At 69.1% G+C, this 15728-nt stretch carries 13 protein-coding genes; 5 read left to right on the top strand and 8 right to left on the bottom strand.

Going from position 1 to position 15728, the window contains the following annotated elements; all coding sequences use genetic code 11:
* Positions 1 to 42 precede the first annotated feature (42 nt).
* Genes AB0B82_RS23115 through AB0B82_RS23100 form a run of 4 tightly spaced genes read right to left on the bottom strand, consistent with a single transcriptional unit; the run spans position 43 to position 4145 of the window.
* Positions 43 to 600: a DUF402 domain-containing protein gene (locus AB0B82_RS23115; RefSeq protein WP_360172038.1), complete on the bottom strand. Its 558-nt coding sequence runs from the start codon at positions 598 to 600 to the stop codon at positions 43 to 45.
* A complete protein-coding gene (locus tag AB0B82_RS23110; RefSeq protein ID WP_360172035.1) occupies positions 597 to 1844 on the bottom strand; it encodes a DUF445 domain-containing protein in 1248 nt (415 codons plus the stop codon). Before AB0B82_RS23110 ends, AB0B82_RS23115 begins: the two co-directional genes overlap by 4 nt.
* 35 nt (positions 1845 to 1879) lie before the next feature.
* Entirely contained in the window at positions 1880 to 3043 is a 1164-nt protein-coding gene (locus tag AB0B82_RS23105) for an MFS transporter (RefSeq protein ID WP_360172032.1), read from the bottom strand.
* A 28-nt stretch (positions 3044 to 3071) separates the two neighbouring features.
* Positions 3072 to 4145, bottom strand: coding sequence for a hypothetical protein (locus tag AB0B82_RS23100; RefSeq protein WP_360172029.1), 1074 nt, complete (start codon positions 4143 to 4145; stop codon positions 3072 to 3074).
* A 94-nt stretch (positions 4146 to 4239) separates the two neighbouring features.
* Between AB0B82_RS23100 and AB0B82_RS23095 the strand changes: the two genes are divergently transcribed.
* Together AB0B82_RS23095 and AB0B82_RS23090 are read left to right on the top strand one after the other, a co-directional pair.
* A complete protein-coding gene (locus tag AB0B82_RS23095; protein WP_360172026.1) occupies positions 4240 to 5391 on the top strand; it encodes an alpha-hydroxy-acid oxidizing protein in 1152 nt (383 codons plus the stop codon).
* Complete coding sequence (locus tag AB0B82_RS23090) at positions 5388 to 6035, top strand: HAD family hydrolase (RefSeq protein ID WP_360172023.1); 648 nt, start codon at positions 5388 to 5390, stop codon at positions 6033 to 6035. Before AB0B82_RS23095 ends, AB0B82_RS23090 begins: the two co-directional genes overlap by 4 nt.
* A gap of 123 nt (positions 6036 to 6158) precedes the next feature.
* On the opposite strand, the gene AB0B82_RS23085 is transcribed toward AB0B82_RS23090, so the two are convergent.
* The 3 genes from AB0B82_RS23085 to AB0B82_RS23075 are packed head-to-tail and all read right to left on the bottom strand — an operon-like array spanning position 6159 to position 10288.
* A complete protein-coding gene (locus AB0B82_RS23085) occupies positions 6159 to 7178 on the bottom strand; it encodes a DJ-1/PfpI family protein (RefSeq protein ID WP_360172020.1) in 1020 nt (339 codons plus the stop codon).
* A gap of 27 nt (positions 7179 to 7205) precedes the next feature.
* The gene (locus AB0B82_RS23080; RefSeq protein WP_360172017.1) at positions 7206 to 8285 is read right to left on the bottom strand and encodes a 2-oxoacid:ferredoxin oxidoreductase subunit beta; all 1080 of its coding nucleotides are present in this window, start codon (positions 8283 to 8285) and stop codon (positions 7206 to 7208) included.
* Positions 8282 to 10288, bottom strand: a complete 2007-nt coding sequence (locus AB0B82_RS23075) for a 2-oxoacid:acceptor oxidoreductase subunit alpha (RefSeq protein ID WP_360172014.1) — start codon at positions 10286 to 10288, stop codon at positions 8282 to 8284. The genes AB0B82_RS23080 and AB0B82_RS23075 overlap by 4 nt, the downstream gene beginning before the upstream one ends.
* A gap of 263 nt (positions 10289 to 10551) precedes the next feature.
* On the opposite strand from AB0B82_RS23075, the gene AB0B82_RS23070 reads away from it, so the two are divergent.
* A complete protein-coding gene (locus tag AB0B82_RS23070; RefSeq protein WP_360172011.1) occupies positions 10552 to 11379 on the top strand; it encodes a hypothetical protein in 828 nt (275 codons plus the stop codon).
* Positions 11380 to 11388: 9 nt separating this feature from the next.
* On the top strand, positions 11389 to 11745 hold the full coding sequence (locus AB0B82_RS23065; RefSeq protein WP_360172008.1) for an NADH-quinone oxidoreductase subunit A: 357 nt from the start codon (positions 11389 to 11391) through the stop codon (positions 11743 to 11745).
* A gap of 157 nt (positions 11746 to 11902) precedes the next feature.
* On the opposite strand, the gene AB0B82_RS23060 is transcribed toward AB0B82_RS23065, so the two are convergent.
* Positions 11903 to 12823 (bottom strand): ornithine cyclodeaminase family protein, encoded by a 921-nt coding sequence (locus tag AB0B82_RS23060; protein WP_360172005.1) that lies wholly within the window; start codon positions 12821 to 12823, stop codon positions 11903 to 11905.
* A 1447-nt stretch (positions 12824 to 14270) separates the two neighbouring features.
* On the opposite strand from AB0B82_RS23060, the gene AB0B82_RS23055 reads away from it, so the two are divergent.
* Positions 14271 to 14507 (top strand): hypothetical protein, encoded by a 237-nt coding sequence (locus AB0B82_RS23055; protein ID WP_360172002.1) that lies wholly within the window; start codon positions 14271 to 14273, stop codon positions 14505 to 14507.
* The last annotated feature ends 1221 nt before the right edge of the window (positions 14508 to 15728 follow it).

The following is a 15728-nucleotide window of genomic DNA, read 5'->3' as shown; positions in this document are numbered from 1 at the left end:
GCTCCGAGGGTGTGGCCGGCGCTCCGCGGACCGTGGCCGGGTTCAGGCCAGGGGGCGGTCGGCGAGGTTGGTCAGCGGCGGTAGCCCGAGTGCTACCGCCGCGGCCAGCCGGTCCCAGCCGGCCGTGCCGAACGGCTCAGTATCCTGCGCGAACGCGTTTTCCAGCGTTCGCGCTGCGTGCTCGGCCGCGGCCCGCTCGGCGTCGCTGATCAGGCCGCCGGCATGCGCCTGCGCGAGCTCGTCCCAGTCCTCGGTGCCGACCGTCCCGTCCGGCCGGCGGAACGGATCGAGTTCCAGGTCGACGAAGGTCCACTCGTCCCCGACGAGCGCCGGCGGCGTACTCACGTCGACGTGCAGAAAACCGCTGTACCTGAAGTACGCGAACCACCAGCCGTCGTGCGGCGCCAGCTGCACGCAATGCTCGCCCGGACCGCCGGGACCGAGCTGAGCCAGCTCGCAGTACTCGCCGTCGTTGCTGCGGAACAGCGACCGCGCGGGCGTGTAGAACCAGTTGCCGAAAGCATCCGTTTCCAGCAGGTACGCCGACCACACCCCGGAGCCCTGCGGGCGCTTGCGTTTCCGTACGTACGTCGGCGTCACAGCAGCTGGCTCACCGTGTGGATGACGAGGCCGACGAGCGCACCGACGACCGTGCCGTTGATCCGGATGAACTGCAGGTCGCGCCCGACGTGCAGCTCGATCCGGGCGGCGGCCTCGCGGCCGTCCCAGCGCTCGATGGTGTCGGAGATGACCGAGACGATCTCGCGCCCGTACGTGCGCACCACGTATCCGACTGCCTCCGAGGCGCGCGCGTCGACCCGCTCGCGCAGCGCCTCGTCGTCCTGGAGCCGTTTGCCGAGGTCCTGCAACGCGCGGATCGCCCGCTCCCGAAGGGTGCTGTCCGGGTCGTTGATCGCATCGATCAGCGCGGTCCGCATCGCGTCCCAGACCGCGGCGAGGCTCGACCCCATGTCCGGGTGGGTCAGCATCCGCGCCTTCCACGCCTCGAACCGCGCCATCATGTCCTCGTCGTGCTGCAGGTCGTCGCCCAGTTGCCGCAGCAGCCGGTCGACCGCGCGCCGCGCCGCATGCGTCTGGTCGTCGCGGACGTCGGCCAGCCAGGCGAGCGCCTCGCGGTGGATCCGGTCGATGACCAGCCGGTCGACCCACATCGGCGACCAGCGCGGGGCGCGCGGCCCGACGACGTCGGCGACCAGGTCCCGGTTGACCGCCAGCCAGTCGTGCGCCTCCACCAGCAGCAGGTCGAACAGCGCGTGATGGGCGCCGTCGTCCACCACCGACTCGACGAAATGCCCGGCAATCGGGCTGAGCGGTTCCTGCACGAACCGCGGCAGCAGTGAGCCGCGGACGAACGCGGTCACGTCCTCGTCGCCGACCTTCGGCAGCGCGGCACCGATGGTCCGGGCACCTTCGGCCACGATCCGCTCGGCGTGCGTACCGCTCGCCAGCCATTCTCCGGCCCGGCGGCTGACCTCGGCCGTGCGCATCTTCTCCGCAACCACATCCTCGGACAGGAAATTTTCCGTCACGAACTGCTCGAGACTTTCCGCGAGGCTGTCCTTGCGGGTCGGCACGATCGCCGTGTGCGGGATCGGCAGCCCGAGCGGGTGGCGGAACAGTGCCGTCACCGCGAACCAGTCCGCGAGCGCGCCCACCATCGCCGCCTCGGCCGCCGCGTTCACGTACCCCCAGCCGCCGTCGCGGTGCAGCGTCGCCACATAGATCGCCGCGGCGAGCACCAGCAGCGACAGCGCCACCGACCGCATCTGCCGCAGCCCACGCCGCCGTACCAGGTCGGCAGCGCCCAACGTCAAGGTCGCCATACCCCGATCTAACCAAGTGGGCGGTGACGAAACGGTCAGGTAAGCACCTGAGTCGACCCTCGGCGTTCCATCAGACCGGAGATCGCGGCCAGGACGAGGCCGGCCACTGCGAGGCCGGCGCCGAGCCGGCTCGGCCACTCGTAGCCGTAGCCGGCGGCGAGGACGACGCCGCCGAGCCAGGCGCCGAGCGCGTTGGCGATGTTCAGCGTCGAGTGGTTCAGGGAGGCCGCGAGCGACTGGCCCTCGTGCGCGACATCCATCAGCCGGGTCTGCAGCGCGGGCACCAGGATGCTCGCGCTGCACCCCAGCGCGAACACCGCGAGCAACGCGCCCGGACGAGTTTGTACGAGCCAGCCGAACGTTCCGAGGACGACGGCCACCGCGACGAGTCCGCCGTACACGCTGCCCATCAGCGAGCGGTCCGCCAGCCGGCCGCCGAGGACGGTGCCGACGGTCATGCCGACGCCGTACGCCGCGAGCACGATCGTCACCGCGGACTCGGAGAAACCGGCCAGTTCCGTCATCGTCGGCGTGATGTAGGAGTACGTCGCGAACATGCCGCCGAAGCCGACCATGCCGACCAGGAGCGCCATCCAGACCTGCGGACGGGCGAGCGCGCTGAGCTCGCTACGGATGTTCACCTCGCTGCCGACCGGTTGCGGCGGCACCCAGAACCAGACTGCGATCAGCGTCAGCAGCCCGAGCACGCCGACCGCCAGGAACGGCACCTGCCAGCCGAACTGCTGACCCAGCAGGGTCGTGACCGGGACACCGATGATGTTCGCGATCGGCAGGCCGACCATCGTCATCGACACCGCGCGGGCGCGTCGCCCGGGCGGCACCATCGACGCGCCGACGACCGCGCCGATCCCGAAGAACGCGCCGTGCGGCAGACCGGACAGGAACCGCGCGGCCATCAGGAACTCGTAGCTGGTGGCAACCGCCGACAGCACGTTGCCGAGCACGAACACCGCCATCAGCCCGAGCAGCAACCGTTTTCGCCCGGTCCGCGCGCCGAGGGCCGCGATCAGCGGCGCGCCGACCACGACCCCGAGCGCGTACGCCGAGATCACGTGGCCGGCGGTCGGGATCGAGATCCGCACGCCGTCGGCGATCTGCGGCAGCAGACCCATCGTGACGAACTCGGTGGTCCCGATCGCGAAGCCGCCGGTCGCCAGCGCGAACAGCGCCAGGCTCACATGCCGGGCGGTGCGTTCCGCAGGGGCGTCAGGTGTCACCGAACTTGGCACGCCTGATTGTCGCAAAGCTCAGCAGGACCACCGCGAGCAGGGCGAACACGACGTTCCCGACCAGGTCGACGGTCCTGGAAGTGTCGATCACCGGTGTCTCCGGGAACGCATGCCACGCGTAAGTCAGCAGTGCTCCGCCCGCTGCCGCCAGCGCATGCCCCTGCGACCACCCGGGGCGCCGCGACCAGGTCAGCAGCACGAACGCTGCGAGGGCATCGACGGCCAGCAGCAGGGCGGCTTGGGCCCAGCCGTTGTGGACCAATTCGTCGACCGCCATCCAGGCGGAGCCGAGGACCAGCGCGGAAATTCCGGTCAGCCAGGGTGCCGGAACGTTTCCGGCCAACTTTCCGCCGCCCAACTTTCCGGCCAACTTTCCGGCCAACTTTCCGCCCGGGTTTCCGCGGGCATTCCTGCTGCGGTTTCCGCGCGCCGCTCCGGCGGGGACCCAAGCGAGGAACACCAGCAGAGCGATCGCAACGACGACGCCGACGTACTGCCCGATCGATGCCTGGAAGGAATTTCCGTCGTTTCCGAAAGCGCTTGTCGCGATCACTCCGAGGACGAACAGCACGCCGTACACCGCCAGCCCGACGCGGCCGAGCCACGGCTCCCGGGGACGCCGAGACGCCGACTCGGTCAGCACGATCGGCACGGTGATGCTCCACACCGTGTGCAGGCCGAGCACGAACACGGTCCACGGCGCGCCCATCCCGAGGAAACCGATGTGTCCCGGATCCAGCAGGCGCAGCCCGGCGTAGTTCGGGTCGAACAGTGACTTCGTCGCAATTCCTTCCTCGAGCACGCCGTACGCCAGCGCGAGGATCACCACACTCGGGTACCCCCATCCGCGGCGTCGGACGAGTTCTCGGATCAGCACCGCGCCACCGCCGTACATCGGAGCGAGTGCGACCAAGGCGTAGAGCGCGCTGATCGGGATGTTCCCGAGCAGGAACTCCGCGACCAGCGGCGCGAGGAAGAACAGCCCGAGCGCCGGCAGCCGGCGTCGGATGCCACCGCGGGGCGGGGCGCTCACCACATCCGTGTTCGTCATACCGGCAACCCTGGTCGCGGCGAGGCGTCGATGCGGATGCGATCCGTCCGGATCGGCTGCTGACGGATGTCATGGCGTTGTGAAAGCATCCGGCATGGCCAACTTCGGGGACTACCAGTTGCAGATCTACCTGCAGGGGATGCTGCAGGGCGTCACGCCGGAGATCACCACCGACCTGGCCCGGCTGGAATCACAGGCCGCCGGCAAACTGCCGGCCGAGGCGATGGGCTACATCGTCCCGAGCGCCGGTGAAGGATCGACTGCGTGGGCGAACCGGGCCGCGTTCGACCGCTGGCGCCTGGTGCCGCGGATGCTCCGCGGCAGTACCGACCGCGACCTCTCCTGCCGGATCCTCGGTACGGCGATGCCCGCGCCGGTGCTGGTCGCGCCGATCGGCGTCCAGACGCTCGCCCACCCGGACGGCGAACTGGCCACCGCCCGCGCCGCCGACACCCTCGGCCTCACGTACACGCATTCGACGCAGGCGAGCCACGCGATCGAGCAGATCGAAGCCACCAGCAAGTGGTTCCAGCTCTACTACCCGACCGACCGCGACGTGTGCCGCAGCCTGCTGCAGCGCGCCAAGGCCGCGGGGTACGCCGTCCTCGTCGTCACGCTCGACACCGGCACGATCGGCTGGCGGCCGGCCGACCTGGACCGCGGGTTCCTGCCGTTCCTCAAGGGCGACGGGCTGGCGAACTACTTCAGCGACCCGGCGTTCCGCGAGAAGCTCGCCAAGCCGATCGAGGAGGACCCGGGCGCGGCCGTCATGCACTGGGCGCAGATGTTCCCGAACGTCGGCCTGTCCTGGGACGACCTGTCGTTCCTGCGGGACACCTGGGACGGCCCGATCGTGCTCAAGGGCATCACCCACGTCGAGGACGCCAAGCTCGCGGCCGAGCACGGCATGGACGGCGTCGTGGTCTCGAACCACGGCGGCCGCCAGGTTGACGGTGCGATCGCCGCCCTGGACGCCCTGCCCGCGATCGCGGACGCCGTCGGTGAGCAGCTGACGATCCTGTTCGACTCCGGCGTCCGCACCGGCGCCGACGCCGCGAAGGCCCTCGCCCTCGGCGCCAAGGCTGTCCTCCTCGGTCGCCCGCTCCTGTACGGCCTGGCCCTCGCGGGCCAAGCCGGCGTCGAACACGTCCTGCGCTGCTTCCTCGCCGAACTCGACCTCACCCTCGCCCTGTCCGGCCACGCCAACCACCGAGAACTCAACCGCGATTCGGTGGTGCGGGTGTGAAGGTGGTGGTGTTCGACCTGGACAACACGTTGTTCGATCACACCGGGTCGGCGGCGTTCGCGGTGCGGCGGTGGGTGGGGGAGTTGGGGGTTCCGCCGTCCGACGAGCTCGTGGCCGAGTGGTTCTCGATCGAGGATCGGGTGTATCCGCGGTGGTTGTCGGGGGAGCTGACGCACCAGGAGCAGCGGCGGGCCAGGCTGTCGGAGTTCCTGCCGCTGATCGGCCGCACGGTACCGCCGACGGAGGCCGCGCAGGACGAGTTCTTCGCGGGATATCTGCGGCATTACCGCGGATCGTGGACCGCCTACCCGGATGCGAGACCCGCGCTGGAAGTTGCCCGCGGCAACGGGTGGCGGATCGGTGTGCTCACCAACGGCAACACCGTGCAGCAGAACGCGAAACTCGCGCAGATCGGGCTGGCCGAGCTGATCGACGAGGTGTGTACGTCGGAAGCGCTCGGCGTGAGCAAACCCGATCCGCGGGCGTACCAGCTGACCTGCGAAGCGCTCGGAGTCGACCCGGCCGGCACGCTGATGATCGGCGACAACTACGACCTGGATGTCGTCGCCGCGCGCGAGGCGGGTTTGACGGCGCGCCACCTCGACCGCGCCGCCGGAGTCAGTCTGCTCGACCTGGTGCGATGAGGTTGCGGTCCTCGGCGTCACTGCGGAGAGTGGCGGACGGGACGGCGTACTGCGGAACTGCGAAGCACGTCATGCACCTGATCGTCCGGTGCTGCCCCGGGCGTCGACGTGACTGACCGAGAACTACGTCCGGATTTCTGCGGCACCCTGCCGGATTCCTGGCCTCACGCGGGGCGGCCGCGCGGAGCGGTACTTCGACGGCGGTACGCCGTACCGGTCGAGGAACGCCTGCCGCATCGACTCGGTCGAGCCGAACCCGCACTGCCGCGCCACCGCGCCCAGCGGGAGTTCGGTCGACCCGGCCAGCTGAGCGGCCGCCTCGGTCCGTACGCGGCGCACGTACTGCGCCGGTGTCTGCTCGAGATACGTCAGGAACAGCCGCCCCAGATGACGCTCACTCACTCCGGCGAACCGTGCGAGCGCGGGCGTCGTCAGATCACCGTCGAGATGACTGACGACATGGTCGCGAATCCGCCGTACCAGTAGATCCCAGCTCATCCGCGGTGACACGAACATGCTCATCTGCGACTGCCCGCCCGGCCGCTGGAGATACGCGACCGTGCCCATCGCCACGCCCCGTGCCACCGTCTCGCCGTGGTCCTCCTCGATGAACGACAGCGTGAGATCCAGCGCGCTCGTGACCCCGCCGGACGTCGCGATGTCGCCGTCGCGGATGTAGATCGGGTAGGCGTCGACCTGGACGTCGGGGTAGCTCGCCGCGAGCTTGTCGGCGTACATCCAGTGCGTGGTGACCCGCCTGCCGGTCAGCAGACCGGCCTTCGCCAGGACAGTTGCACCGGTGCACGCTGACGACACCCGCCGGGTCAGTGCGGCGAGCCGTCGGACATGGCCGACCAGGACCGGATCGGCGGCGGCTCGTTCATGGCCCAGCCCGCCGGACACGACCAGCGTGTCGACGGGCCGGTTGAACTGCTCGAGCGCCTCATCGGCCTCCAGCCCATCGGCCTCCAGCCGCAGCCCGGAGTCGCACGTGACCGTGCGCCGTCCGGGCGTCGCGAGCAGCACCCGGTACTGCGGCGCCGCGCCGATCCGGTTCGCGATGTCGAGACACGAGGTCACGCACGCAATGTCGAGCAGCTCGGCACCGTCGTACCCGACCAGCAGGACCAACCGTTCGTCCATGCGGTCACGGTAATGCGATCGGGTAGGTCAGTCGACGGTCCAGGTGTCCGAGCCGGTGACCAGGGCCTGCAGATCGCCGGTGCCCTGAGACTCCTGCGCGGTGGTGATCTGCTGCCGAACGAGATCGTCGTACGTCGGCCGCTCGACGTCCCGGAACACGCCGACCGGCGCCCTGTGCAGGACACCGCCGTCGGTCAGCCGGGAGAGGGCGAACGCGTAGGCCGGATCCTCGGTGTGGGCGTCGTGGACGACCAGGTCGGCCTCGCCGCCCGGCAGATCGGCGATCTCGCGGACCGCCAGCGACGCGAAGCCGTCCCGCACGACACCGAGCCGACCGTCGGTACCGAACCGGATCGGCTCGCCGTGCACGAGCGGGATGATCGCGTCGTCCCGCGTCTGCGGATCCTTGAACGCCTCGAACGCGTTGTCGTTGAAGATCGGGCAGTTCTGGTAGATCTCCACGAACGCCGTACCGCGGTGCTCGGCCGCGGCCCGCAGTACCGAGGTCAGGTGCTTGCGGTCGGAGTCCACGGTCCGGGCCACGAACGTCGCCTCGGCGCCGAGCGCCAGCGAGACCGGGTTGAACGGGTTGTCCACCGAGCCCATCGGCGTCGACTTCGTCACCTTGCCGGGCTCCGAGGTCGGCGAGTACTGCCCCTTGGTGAGGCCGTAGATCCGGTTGTTGAACAGCAGGATCTTCAGGTTCACGTTCCGGCGCAGCGTGTGGATCAGGTGGTTGCCGCCGATCGACAGCGCATCGCCGTCGCCGGTCACCACCCAGACGCTGAGGTCCGGCCGGGCGGTCGCCAGGCCGGTCGCGATCGCCGGCGCGCGGCCGTGGATCGAGTGCATGCCGTACGTCGACAGGTAGTACGGGAACCGCGACGAGCAGCCGATCCCGGACACGATCGCGACGTTCTCGCGCTTGATCCCGAGCTCCGGCAGGAACCCCTGGAACGCGGCGAGGACGGCGTAGTCACCGCAGCCGGGGCACCAGCGGACCTCCTGGTCCGACACATACTCCTTGCGGTTCTGCGGCTCGGTCGCGGCGGGTACCCCGCGCAGACCGTTGGGCAGGCTCGGCATGCCGAGCTCGACGGCGCTCATCGCGCTCCCTCCGTCGTGAAGCCGGGATCCTGCACTCCGTTGTGGCCGTTCCGGTCGGCGAGCGCCGCCTCGCCGTGCTTGAGCGCGGCAGCGGCCGTCCCGAGGTGCCGGGCGTCGTCGTCGATGCCTTCGGTCTCCTCGACCAGGTTGCCGATCACCTCGGCGAGCTCCGCGGCGCCGAGCGGCATGCCGCGGACCTGTGCGTACGAGACCACGTCGACCAGGTACTTCGACCGCAGCAGCATCGCCAGCTGGCCGAGGTTCATCTCCGGGACGAGCACCTTGTCGTACGACTTCAGCACGTCACCGAGGTTCTCCGGGAACGGGTTCAGGTGCCGCAGATGCGCCTGCGCGACCTTCCCGCCGACGCGTCGGACCCGGCGGACAGCGGCGCCGATCGGCCCGTACGTCGAACCCCACCCGAGCACCAGGACCTTCGCCGTACCGTCGGGGTCGTCGACCTCGACCCGCGGGATCGACCGCGCGACCGCGTCGACCTTCGCCTGCCGGGTGCGGATCATCAGGTCGTGGTTGGCCGGGTCGTAGGAGATGTTCCCAGTCTTGTCCTCCTTCTCCAGACCGCCGATCCGGTGGTCCAGACCTGCCGTCCCGGGGATCGCCCAGGCACGCGCCAGGGTCTCGGGGTCGCGCAGGTAGGGGAGGTACTTCGGGGCGCCGTTGTCGTCGGTCGCGTTCGGCTCGAGGGTGAAGTTCGGGTCGACCGTCGGCAGCTCGTCGATCACCGGGATCTGCCACGGCTCGGACCCGTTGGCCAGGTAGCCGTCGGACAGCACGATCACCGGCGTCCGGTAGGTGATCGCGATCCGGGCCGCCTCGACCGCGATCGCGAAGCAGTCCGCCGGGGACTGCGCCGCGAGCACCGGCAGCGGCGCCTCGCCGTTGCGGCCGAACATCACCTGCAGCAGGTCGGCCTGCTCGGTCTTGGTCGGCATCCCGGTCGACGGACCGGCGCGCTGGATGTCGCAGACCACCAGCGGCAGCTCGAGCATCACGCCGAGGCCGATCGTCTCCGACTTCAGGCTGATCCCGGGGCCGGACGACGTGGTGACGCCGAGCGCGCCGCCGAACGACGCTCCGAGCGCGGCGCCGACACCGGCGATCTCGTCCTCAGCCTGGATCGTGGTGACGTTGAACCGCTTCAGCTTGGACAGCTCGTGCAGTACGTCGGACGCCGGGGTGATCGGGTACGCACCGAGGACCAGCGGCAACCCGGCGCGCTGCGCGCCCGCCACCAGGCCGTACGCCAGCGCGAGGTTGCCGGAGATGTTGCGGTAGGTGCCGCTGGGCATCTGGGCCGGCTTCACCTCGTACCGCACCGAGAACTCCTCGGCGGTCTCGCCGAAGTTGTAGCCCGCGCGGAACGCCGCGATGTTCGCGTCCCGGATGTCCGGCTTCGAGGCGAACTTGGTCTCCAGGAACGTGATCGTCGAGTCGACCGGCCGCTGGAACAGCCAGGACACCAGTCCGAGCGCGTACATGTTCTTCGCCCGGGACGCGTCCTTGCGGGTCAGGCCGAAGTCCTTCACCGACTCCACGGTCATCCCGGTCAGGTTCAACGCGATCAGGTGGTACGCGTCGAGCTCGCCGGTCTCCAGCGGATTCTCGTCGTACCCGATCCGCTTGAGGTTCCGCGCGGTGAAGTCCGCGGTGTCGACGATCAGGGTCGCGCCGCGCGGCACGTCCTTGAGATTCGCCTTCAGCGCCGCCGGGTTCATGGCGATCAGCACATCGGGCGCATCACCCGGCGTGAGGATGTCGTGATCGGCGAAGTGGAGTTGGAAGGAACTGACCCCCGGCAGCGTCCCGGCTGGTGCCCGGATCTCTGCGGGGAAGTTGGGCAGCGTCGACAGATCATTGCCGAACGATGCCGTTTCCGCGGTGAACCTGTCCCCCGTGAGCTGCATCCCGTCGCCGGAGTCGCCGGCGAAGCGGATCACCACGCGGTCGAGCTGCTTGACCTCGATGGTCACTGTTCTGTTCATCTCCAAGTCGAAGCTTGGGTCGGTCTGCCGCTTCGTGGACGACAGGTCGATCCCCCCGTGCAGGGCGATAACCCCAATATTAGTTCGCCCTTAGTACGGAACCATGCGGAAGCCCGCGTGGTCCACAGCCTGGGACGCGGCGTCCGACACGTTGCCGATCAGGTAGTGCTGCCGGAGTTACCGTCCGCAAGGGTTCGCTTGCGATCCGGAGTCAGAACCGGCAGGGTGTCCGCATCTGGTTGCGACCTCAGGGAGATGCTGCGATGCGCCGTGTGCTGATCGGACTGCTGGTGACGGTGGTGGCCGGATGTTCCGCACCGGCGGCACCGGCGAGCAGTTCGCTGAGTCTGGGCAGCGCCTCGCACGCTTCCGCTGTGCAGAGCAGCTCGTCGGCGGTCGCGGCGGCGGCCGCTGCGCAGCGGACGGCGACGATCACCAGCATCCGGACGACGGACGCGACCAAGGGCGTGATCACGGTCGTCGGCACGTTGTCGCCGGCGCCCGCGAAGAGCACCCGGGTCCCGTTGCACCAATGGATCCCGTCCCAGAAGCGCTGGCAGGAGATCGCCCACGGGTACTCGTCCGGCAGCCGCGTGACGATCACCACGGTCCAGCCCGGGTCGGTCCGCACGTACCGGATCGCGATCGGCCCGCAAGCGCCGTACGCCGCTGCGATCTCGCCGATGATCAGCTTCAAGCACTACGTCTGGCGCGGGATGTTCAAGAAGGGCCTGGTGCGTGCGGGCGGGGCAGGCCAGCCGTCCTTCACCGTCGTACCCCCGAAGGAAGGACCGCGGCGCGCCGAGGCCGACCTGATGGCGAACCAGGGCGGCTACGTCTGGGGCGAGGTCGACACGACCGGCTGCCGGTACTCGCGGAACTGGCTCGGCAACCTCACCGACGGCCTTGTCCGCGTGTCGTTGCACAACCCGACGACCGCACTGACCTCGCTCCGGATGGCGCAGGAGACCGAGGGCTGGCTCAACTACGACATCAACGGGGTGACCCGGCTCCGGCTGCAGGTCACCGACATCCGCTCCGGCTACGGCCCGTACGTTTCGATCGACTCACTTCTGCTCTGCACGAACTAGACTCCTGCCGTGTCGGAGAGCTATGGCGTCGTCGCTGCGGTGGTCGCGCTCGGCCTGGTCGGGCTGCTCGGCGCGTTCGCGCTGAACAAGGCGCTGACGGTCACCTATCCGACCGAGGGCAAGCTCAAGACGTACGAGTCCGGCGTCGACCCGGTCGGCGAGGGCTGGGCGCAGGTCCACATCCGGTACTACCTGTTCGCGTACCTGTACGTGATCTTCGCCGTGGACGCGATCTACCTGTTCCCGTGGGCGACGATCTTCGCGGCGCTCGGCTTCGCGACCCTGATCGAAATGTTCATTTTCCTCGCCTTCGTCGCGGTCGGCCTGCTCTACGCCTACCGGAAAGGCATCCTTCGCTGGACGTAGCACTGCTTGAGGTGGTTGTGGGCGGCGCACTGCTCGAGCCGGTTGTGGGCGGACCTCCATCACTCAGCAAGGCGCTCTGTCTGTGGCTGTCCACGCTCAGAGGGGTGCGCAAAACCGGCGCCGGCCGGGGTTGATGAGTGGTGCAGGTCCGCCGTACTCAGCTGTCGGTGAGGGCGGCGATGGTGGCGGCGAGGGCGGCGGCGATGGCCCAGTCCTGGCAGCCGACGCCGACCGACTTGAAGACGGTGCGGCCCGTGGCGGCGGGTGGGTTGGACAGGGCCGGACCGAGTTCGAGGAGGTCGGCGGTGGTCAGCGTGCCGGACTCGACGGCGTCGATGATCTCGCCGGATTCCTCGAGCGCGGCTTCGCGCTGGTCGACGAGAACTGTCGTGGCCTCGGCGAGAAGCTCGCGGGGGAGTTCGCGCATGGTGGGGCGGAACGCGCCGATCGCGTTCACATGGACTGTCTCCGGTAAGACCTCGACGTCGAACAACGGCGTACGGGACGACGTCGCGCAGCAGATGACGTTCGCCTCCGCCACCGACGCGTCGACGTCGGTGCTCGACGTGAACCGTACGTCGGGGAACTCATCCGCAAGCTCCCGCGCCAGCGCCCCCGCCCGCGCACCCGACCGGCCCGCGACAGTGACGTCGGCGATCGGACGTACGGCCAGGACCGCGCGTACCTGATCCGGAGCCTGCGCACCGGACCCGATCACAGTCAGCCGACTGGCATCCGCCGGCGCGAGCAGCTCGGTCGCCACACCGACAACCGCGCCGGTCCGCAAGGTCGTGATCGAACTGCCCTCCGCCACCAACTGCTCGCCCCGCCCCGTCCAGATCACCGTCGCGCGAATCGCCGGCACCTGATCGAGGGCAATCCCCACCTTCTTCACCACGGCGGTCCCGGTCGGCGAGTGGTACGCCGACATCACCAGCACCGCACCGTCCCCGAAAATCTGCCGCGGCGGCAGCACGAAGTTCCCGGCCGCCAACTCCCGAAACGCCTCCCGCACCGCTTCGATCGCCACACCCATCGGCACAACCCGCCGAACGTCCCCAGCAGACAAAACCCTCACCACCCGGAGCCTACGCACCCCACCCGCTACCCACTTCACGCAGTACGGCCGCGATGCCCCCGGTCCCCGTGATGCCCCCGGTCCCCGTGATGCCCCCGGTCCCCGTGATGCCCCCGGTCCCCGTGATGCCCCCGGTCCCCGTGATGCCCCCGGTCCCCGTGATGCCCCCGGTCCCCGCGATGGCGCCCAGTGCGGACGGCAGGGCGGCGCAGTAGAGGGACGGCAGTGGGACACTGCAGTGTGGGTGGCGGTGGGTGCCGGACAGGTGACGGCAGTGTGGTGCCGGAGAAGATGGCGGTGTGGCGCTGCAGTGTGGGCGGCGGTGCGGTGCCGGACAGGTGACGGCAGTGTGGTGCCGGAGAGGGGACGGCACAGCGGCGCCGCACTCCGGGAGAGCTGGCGCGGAGTCCTGGCGCGGGAAGGCCGGCGCGGGAGAGTTGGCGCGGAGTCCTGGCGCGGGAAGGCCGGCGCGGGAGAGTTGGCGCGGAAGGCTGACGCCGGATGCCGCGTGGGGTGACGCCGTGGCGGGACCGCCCCTGCGCCACAAGTCGGGGCCGTGTCCGCGCGCCGGGGTGCTTGAACAGGAAATAACAGGTGTAAACCCACCAGTTCCTGTTCAATGCCCCGCTTTGTCTCCAGCGCCGTACCCGAGTCGAAACACCCAGACCCACCTCCCCAGCAACCACCTCCTGAGTGCCGCCTCCCCGCCCGGGTGGTTCCGTGGTGAGGGGGCTCCACGCGCAGGTGGTTCCGTGGTGAGGGGTCTCCGCGCCCGGGTGGTTCCGTGACGAGGCGCCCGCGCCCAGGTGGGTCTTTGACCATGGGCCTCTACGCCCGGGGTGGTTCCTTGACGGGGGCCCCACGCGCAGGTGTGTCCGTGACGAGACGCCCCGAGGCCCGTGTTCATGCCGGCTCGCCCGCGAAGCTGGACCGTTGCGCGGCCACCAGCCGCCGCGCCTACGTGCTGAGGGAGCGCGGCAGGCGCCACAAACCGGGGGTGGGCATACCCGCCGGAGGCCGTGAACAGGTAATACCAGGTGTAAACCCACCAGTTCCTGTTCAACGCCCCGACTTGTCACCCGCCGCAGCGCTCTCGACCCGCGACCCGTGGATGTACGCGAGCTCTGGCCGTAGCGCGCCGGGAGTTGCCTTGCCGTCTTGCGTTGCCGCGTACCCCTTGGGCCGGCGGGTTGGGGTTGAGGGCCGGTTTGGCCGGGTACTGGAGGGCGGCTGGGTGTGTACAGGCGCCCGGCTTCTGGTGACTGAGGGTAATTGTCAGGCGAGCGGTGCTGCAAGATGCCTGATCACCGTTTGTAATTGCTCGATGCAACAAACGTCGGTTTCAAGCGCTGGCGTCAACGGAATGCGTTCGGACGGTCGCCAAGCGACCACAACAGGGTTATCGTGATTACACGGGGGAACGGGGCGAATACGTGGTGGTGAGGCGATGTCGTGGCAACTGTGGGTAATGATGGCCCTCGTTGCGGCCGGGCTGGTGGTGCTCGCGACCGCGCGCATGCGACACGCGCGCAAGGTCTTCGACGACATCACCGACCTCGACCGGCCGACGCAGGCCCGTACGGCGACCTCCGTCGACAATTCCACGTACACCGCTGACGAACTCGCCCGCGTCCGAGCTCGTCACCACCCTGCCGAACCCCGCCCCCGCCGCAGCCACGGCTGACAACTCGCCCGAGCACCGAACAGCAATTCAGCGCGCAGCCGAGTACCCGCGGCTGGTCTTGGCCGTCTCGTGAACCGTGCCGATCGATCTTGCGAAGTAGCGCCTGGGGTACGTCGTGTGTACTCCGACGCGCTGCCGTCGCCAGACGGCCTCAAGGCAGATGCCGACGCCTACAGACCACCTCGACATCGCGAGCCGCCGGACCGGACCATGTCGGATTCAGCCTCCACCCGGAGGAGCCTGGCAAGCGCTACGGGCACGGTGGCGGCATCTCCGAGTCACGCCGCCACTCAGTGCCCTGCCGCGACTCGGGACAGGGCGATCGATGGCCATGAGAAACGGCAAGGCTGGCATGCGGCTCGCGTCCGTCGCCGTGTCCGTCGCCGTCCTCGTGCCGGTGCCGATTGCGGTGTGTCCGTCGCTATGTCCGTGCGGTGACCGGTAGCCGGTGTCAGTGGTGGCTGCCGCGGTCGTTCGCCGGCAACGCGCGTCGGCGTACCGAGCTACTGCTTCTGCAGCGAGCGGTGCCGGGGGCGCCCACATCCGGGAATAGGTCCTGGGGGAGGGCGGTTACACCTGATGTCGCCCAGAACATGACCCCGGGCCTCAACCTCAGCCGCTCCGAGCGGCCACTCTCCGAGAGGCGTCTGCTGGGCGATGCGGTACCTGATCGGGCGGGAGTCGGCGGGCTCCCGCCCGACCCACATCCAGCGGCCGCGCTCACAGCTCCGAAAAGGACTTGTGTGGGTGCGGCATGATGGAAGTGTCGGTCGCGGAGACGTGGGTGAGTGGAGTGACCAGAGGGACAAGCGCTGCTTCCCTCGGAGCCGGGAGACCGGTGCCGAGGACAGATGCCTGGAGCCTCGGACGAAGGTCCAGGACCCCGATTTGCATCTGCACCGCGAATGTCAGTAATGTTCTTCTTGTTGGAGCGAGGCGCGGGACGCGAAAGCGGCCGGCCCCCCGACAAACTCCCTGAAGGACTTGGAAGCCGAAACATGCCTCGGCAGGTTTCGGACACTGAGTCACGCAGGGAACTGGATCGAAAAGGGCCGATTTGACCGGCTCGAAGCGAAACAGTAAAGTTGGGCGAGTTGCCCCGGAGCTTCGAACGAAAGTAAGAAGCGCGGTGTGCGTCCGATTCTTGAGAACTCAACAGCGTGCCGAAAGTCAATGCCGAAATGCATTAACCCCGTCCACGGATTTTGGTCTGTGGGTGGA

This window comes from Kribbella sp. NPDC048915, from assembly GCF_040649595.1.
Lineage (GTDB): Bacteria > Actinomycetota > Actinomycetes > Propionibacteriales > Kribbellaceae > Kribbella.
Note: the sequence above shows the minus strand (reverse complement) of the source record. Positions and strands in the feature narration are given on the sequence as shown.

Bases quoted from the DNA above. Each gene is read 5' to 3' on its own strand.
- AB0B82_RS23055 (WP_360172002.1), top strand. From the start codon at position 14,271: ATGTCGTGGCAACTGTGGGTAATGATGGCCCTCGTTGCGGCCGGGCTG.
- AB0B82_RS23075 (WP_360172014.1), bottom strand. From the start codon at position 10,288: ATGAACAGAACAGTGACCATCGAGGTCAAGCAGCTCGACCGCGTGGTG.
- AB0B82_RS23100 (WP_360172029.1), bottom strand. From the start codon at position 4,145: ATGACGAACACGGATGTGGTGAGCGCCCCGCCCCGCGGTGGCATCCGA.
- AB0B82_RS23095 (WP_360172026.1), top strand. From the start codon at position 4,240: ATGGCCAACTTCGGGGACTACCAGTTGCAGATCTACCTGCAGGGGATG.
- AB0B82_RS23110 (WP_360172035.1), bottom strand. From the start codon at position 1,844: ATGGCGACCTTGACGTTGGGCGCTGCCGACCTGGTACGGCGGCGTGGG.
- AB0B82_RS23080 (WP_360172017.1), bottom strand. From the start codon at position 8,285: ATGAGCGCCGTCGAGCTCGGCATGCCGAGCCTGCCCAACGGTCTGCGC.
- AB0B82_RS23085 (WP_360172020.1), bottom strand. From the start codon at position 7,178: ATGGACGAACGGTTGGTCCTGCTGGTCGGGTACGACGGTGCCGAGCTG.
- AB0B82_RS23070 (WP_360172011.1), top strand. From the start codon at position 10,552: ATGCGCCGTGTGCTGATCGGACTGCTGGTGACGGTGGTGGCCGGATGT.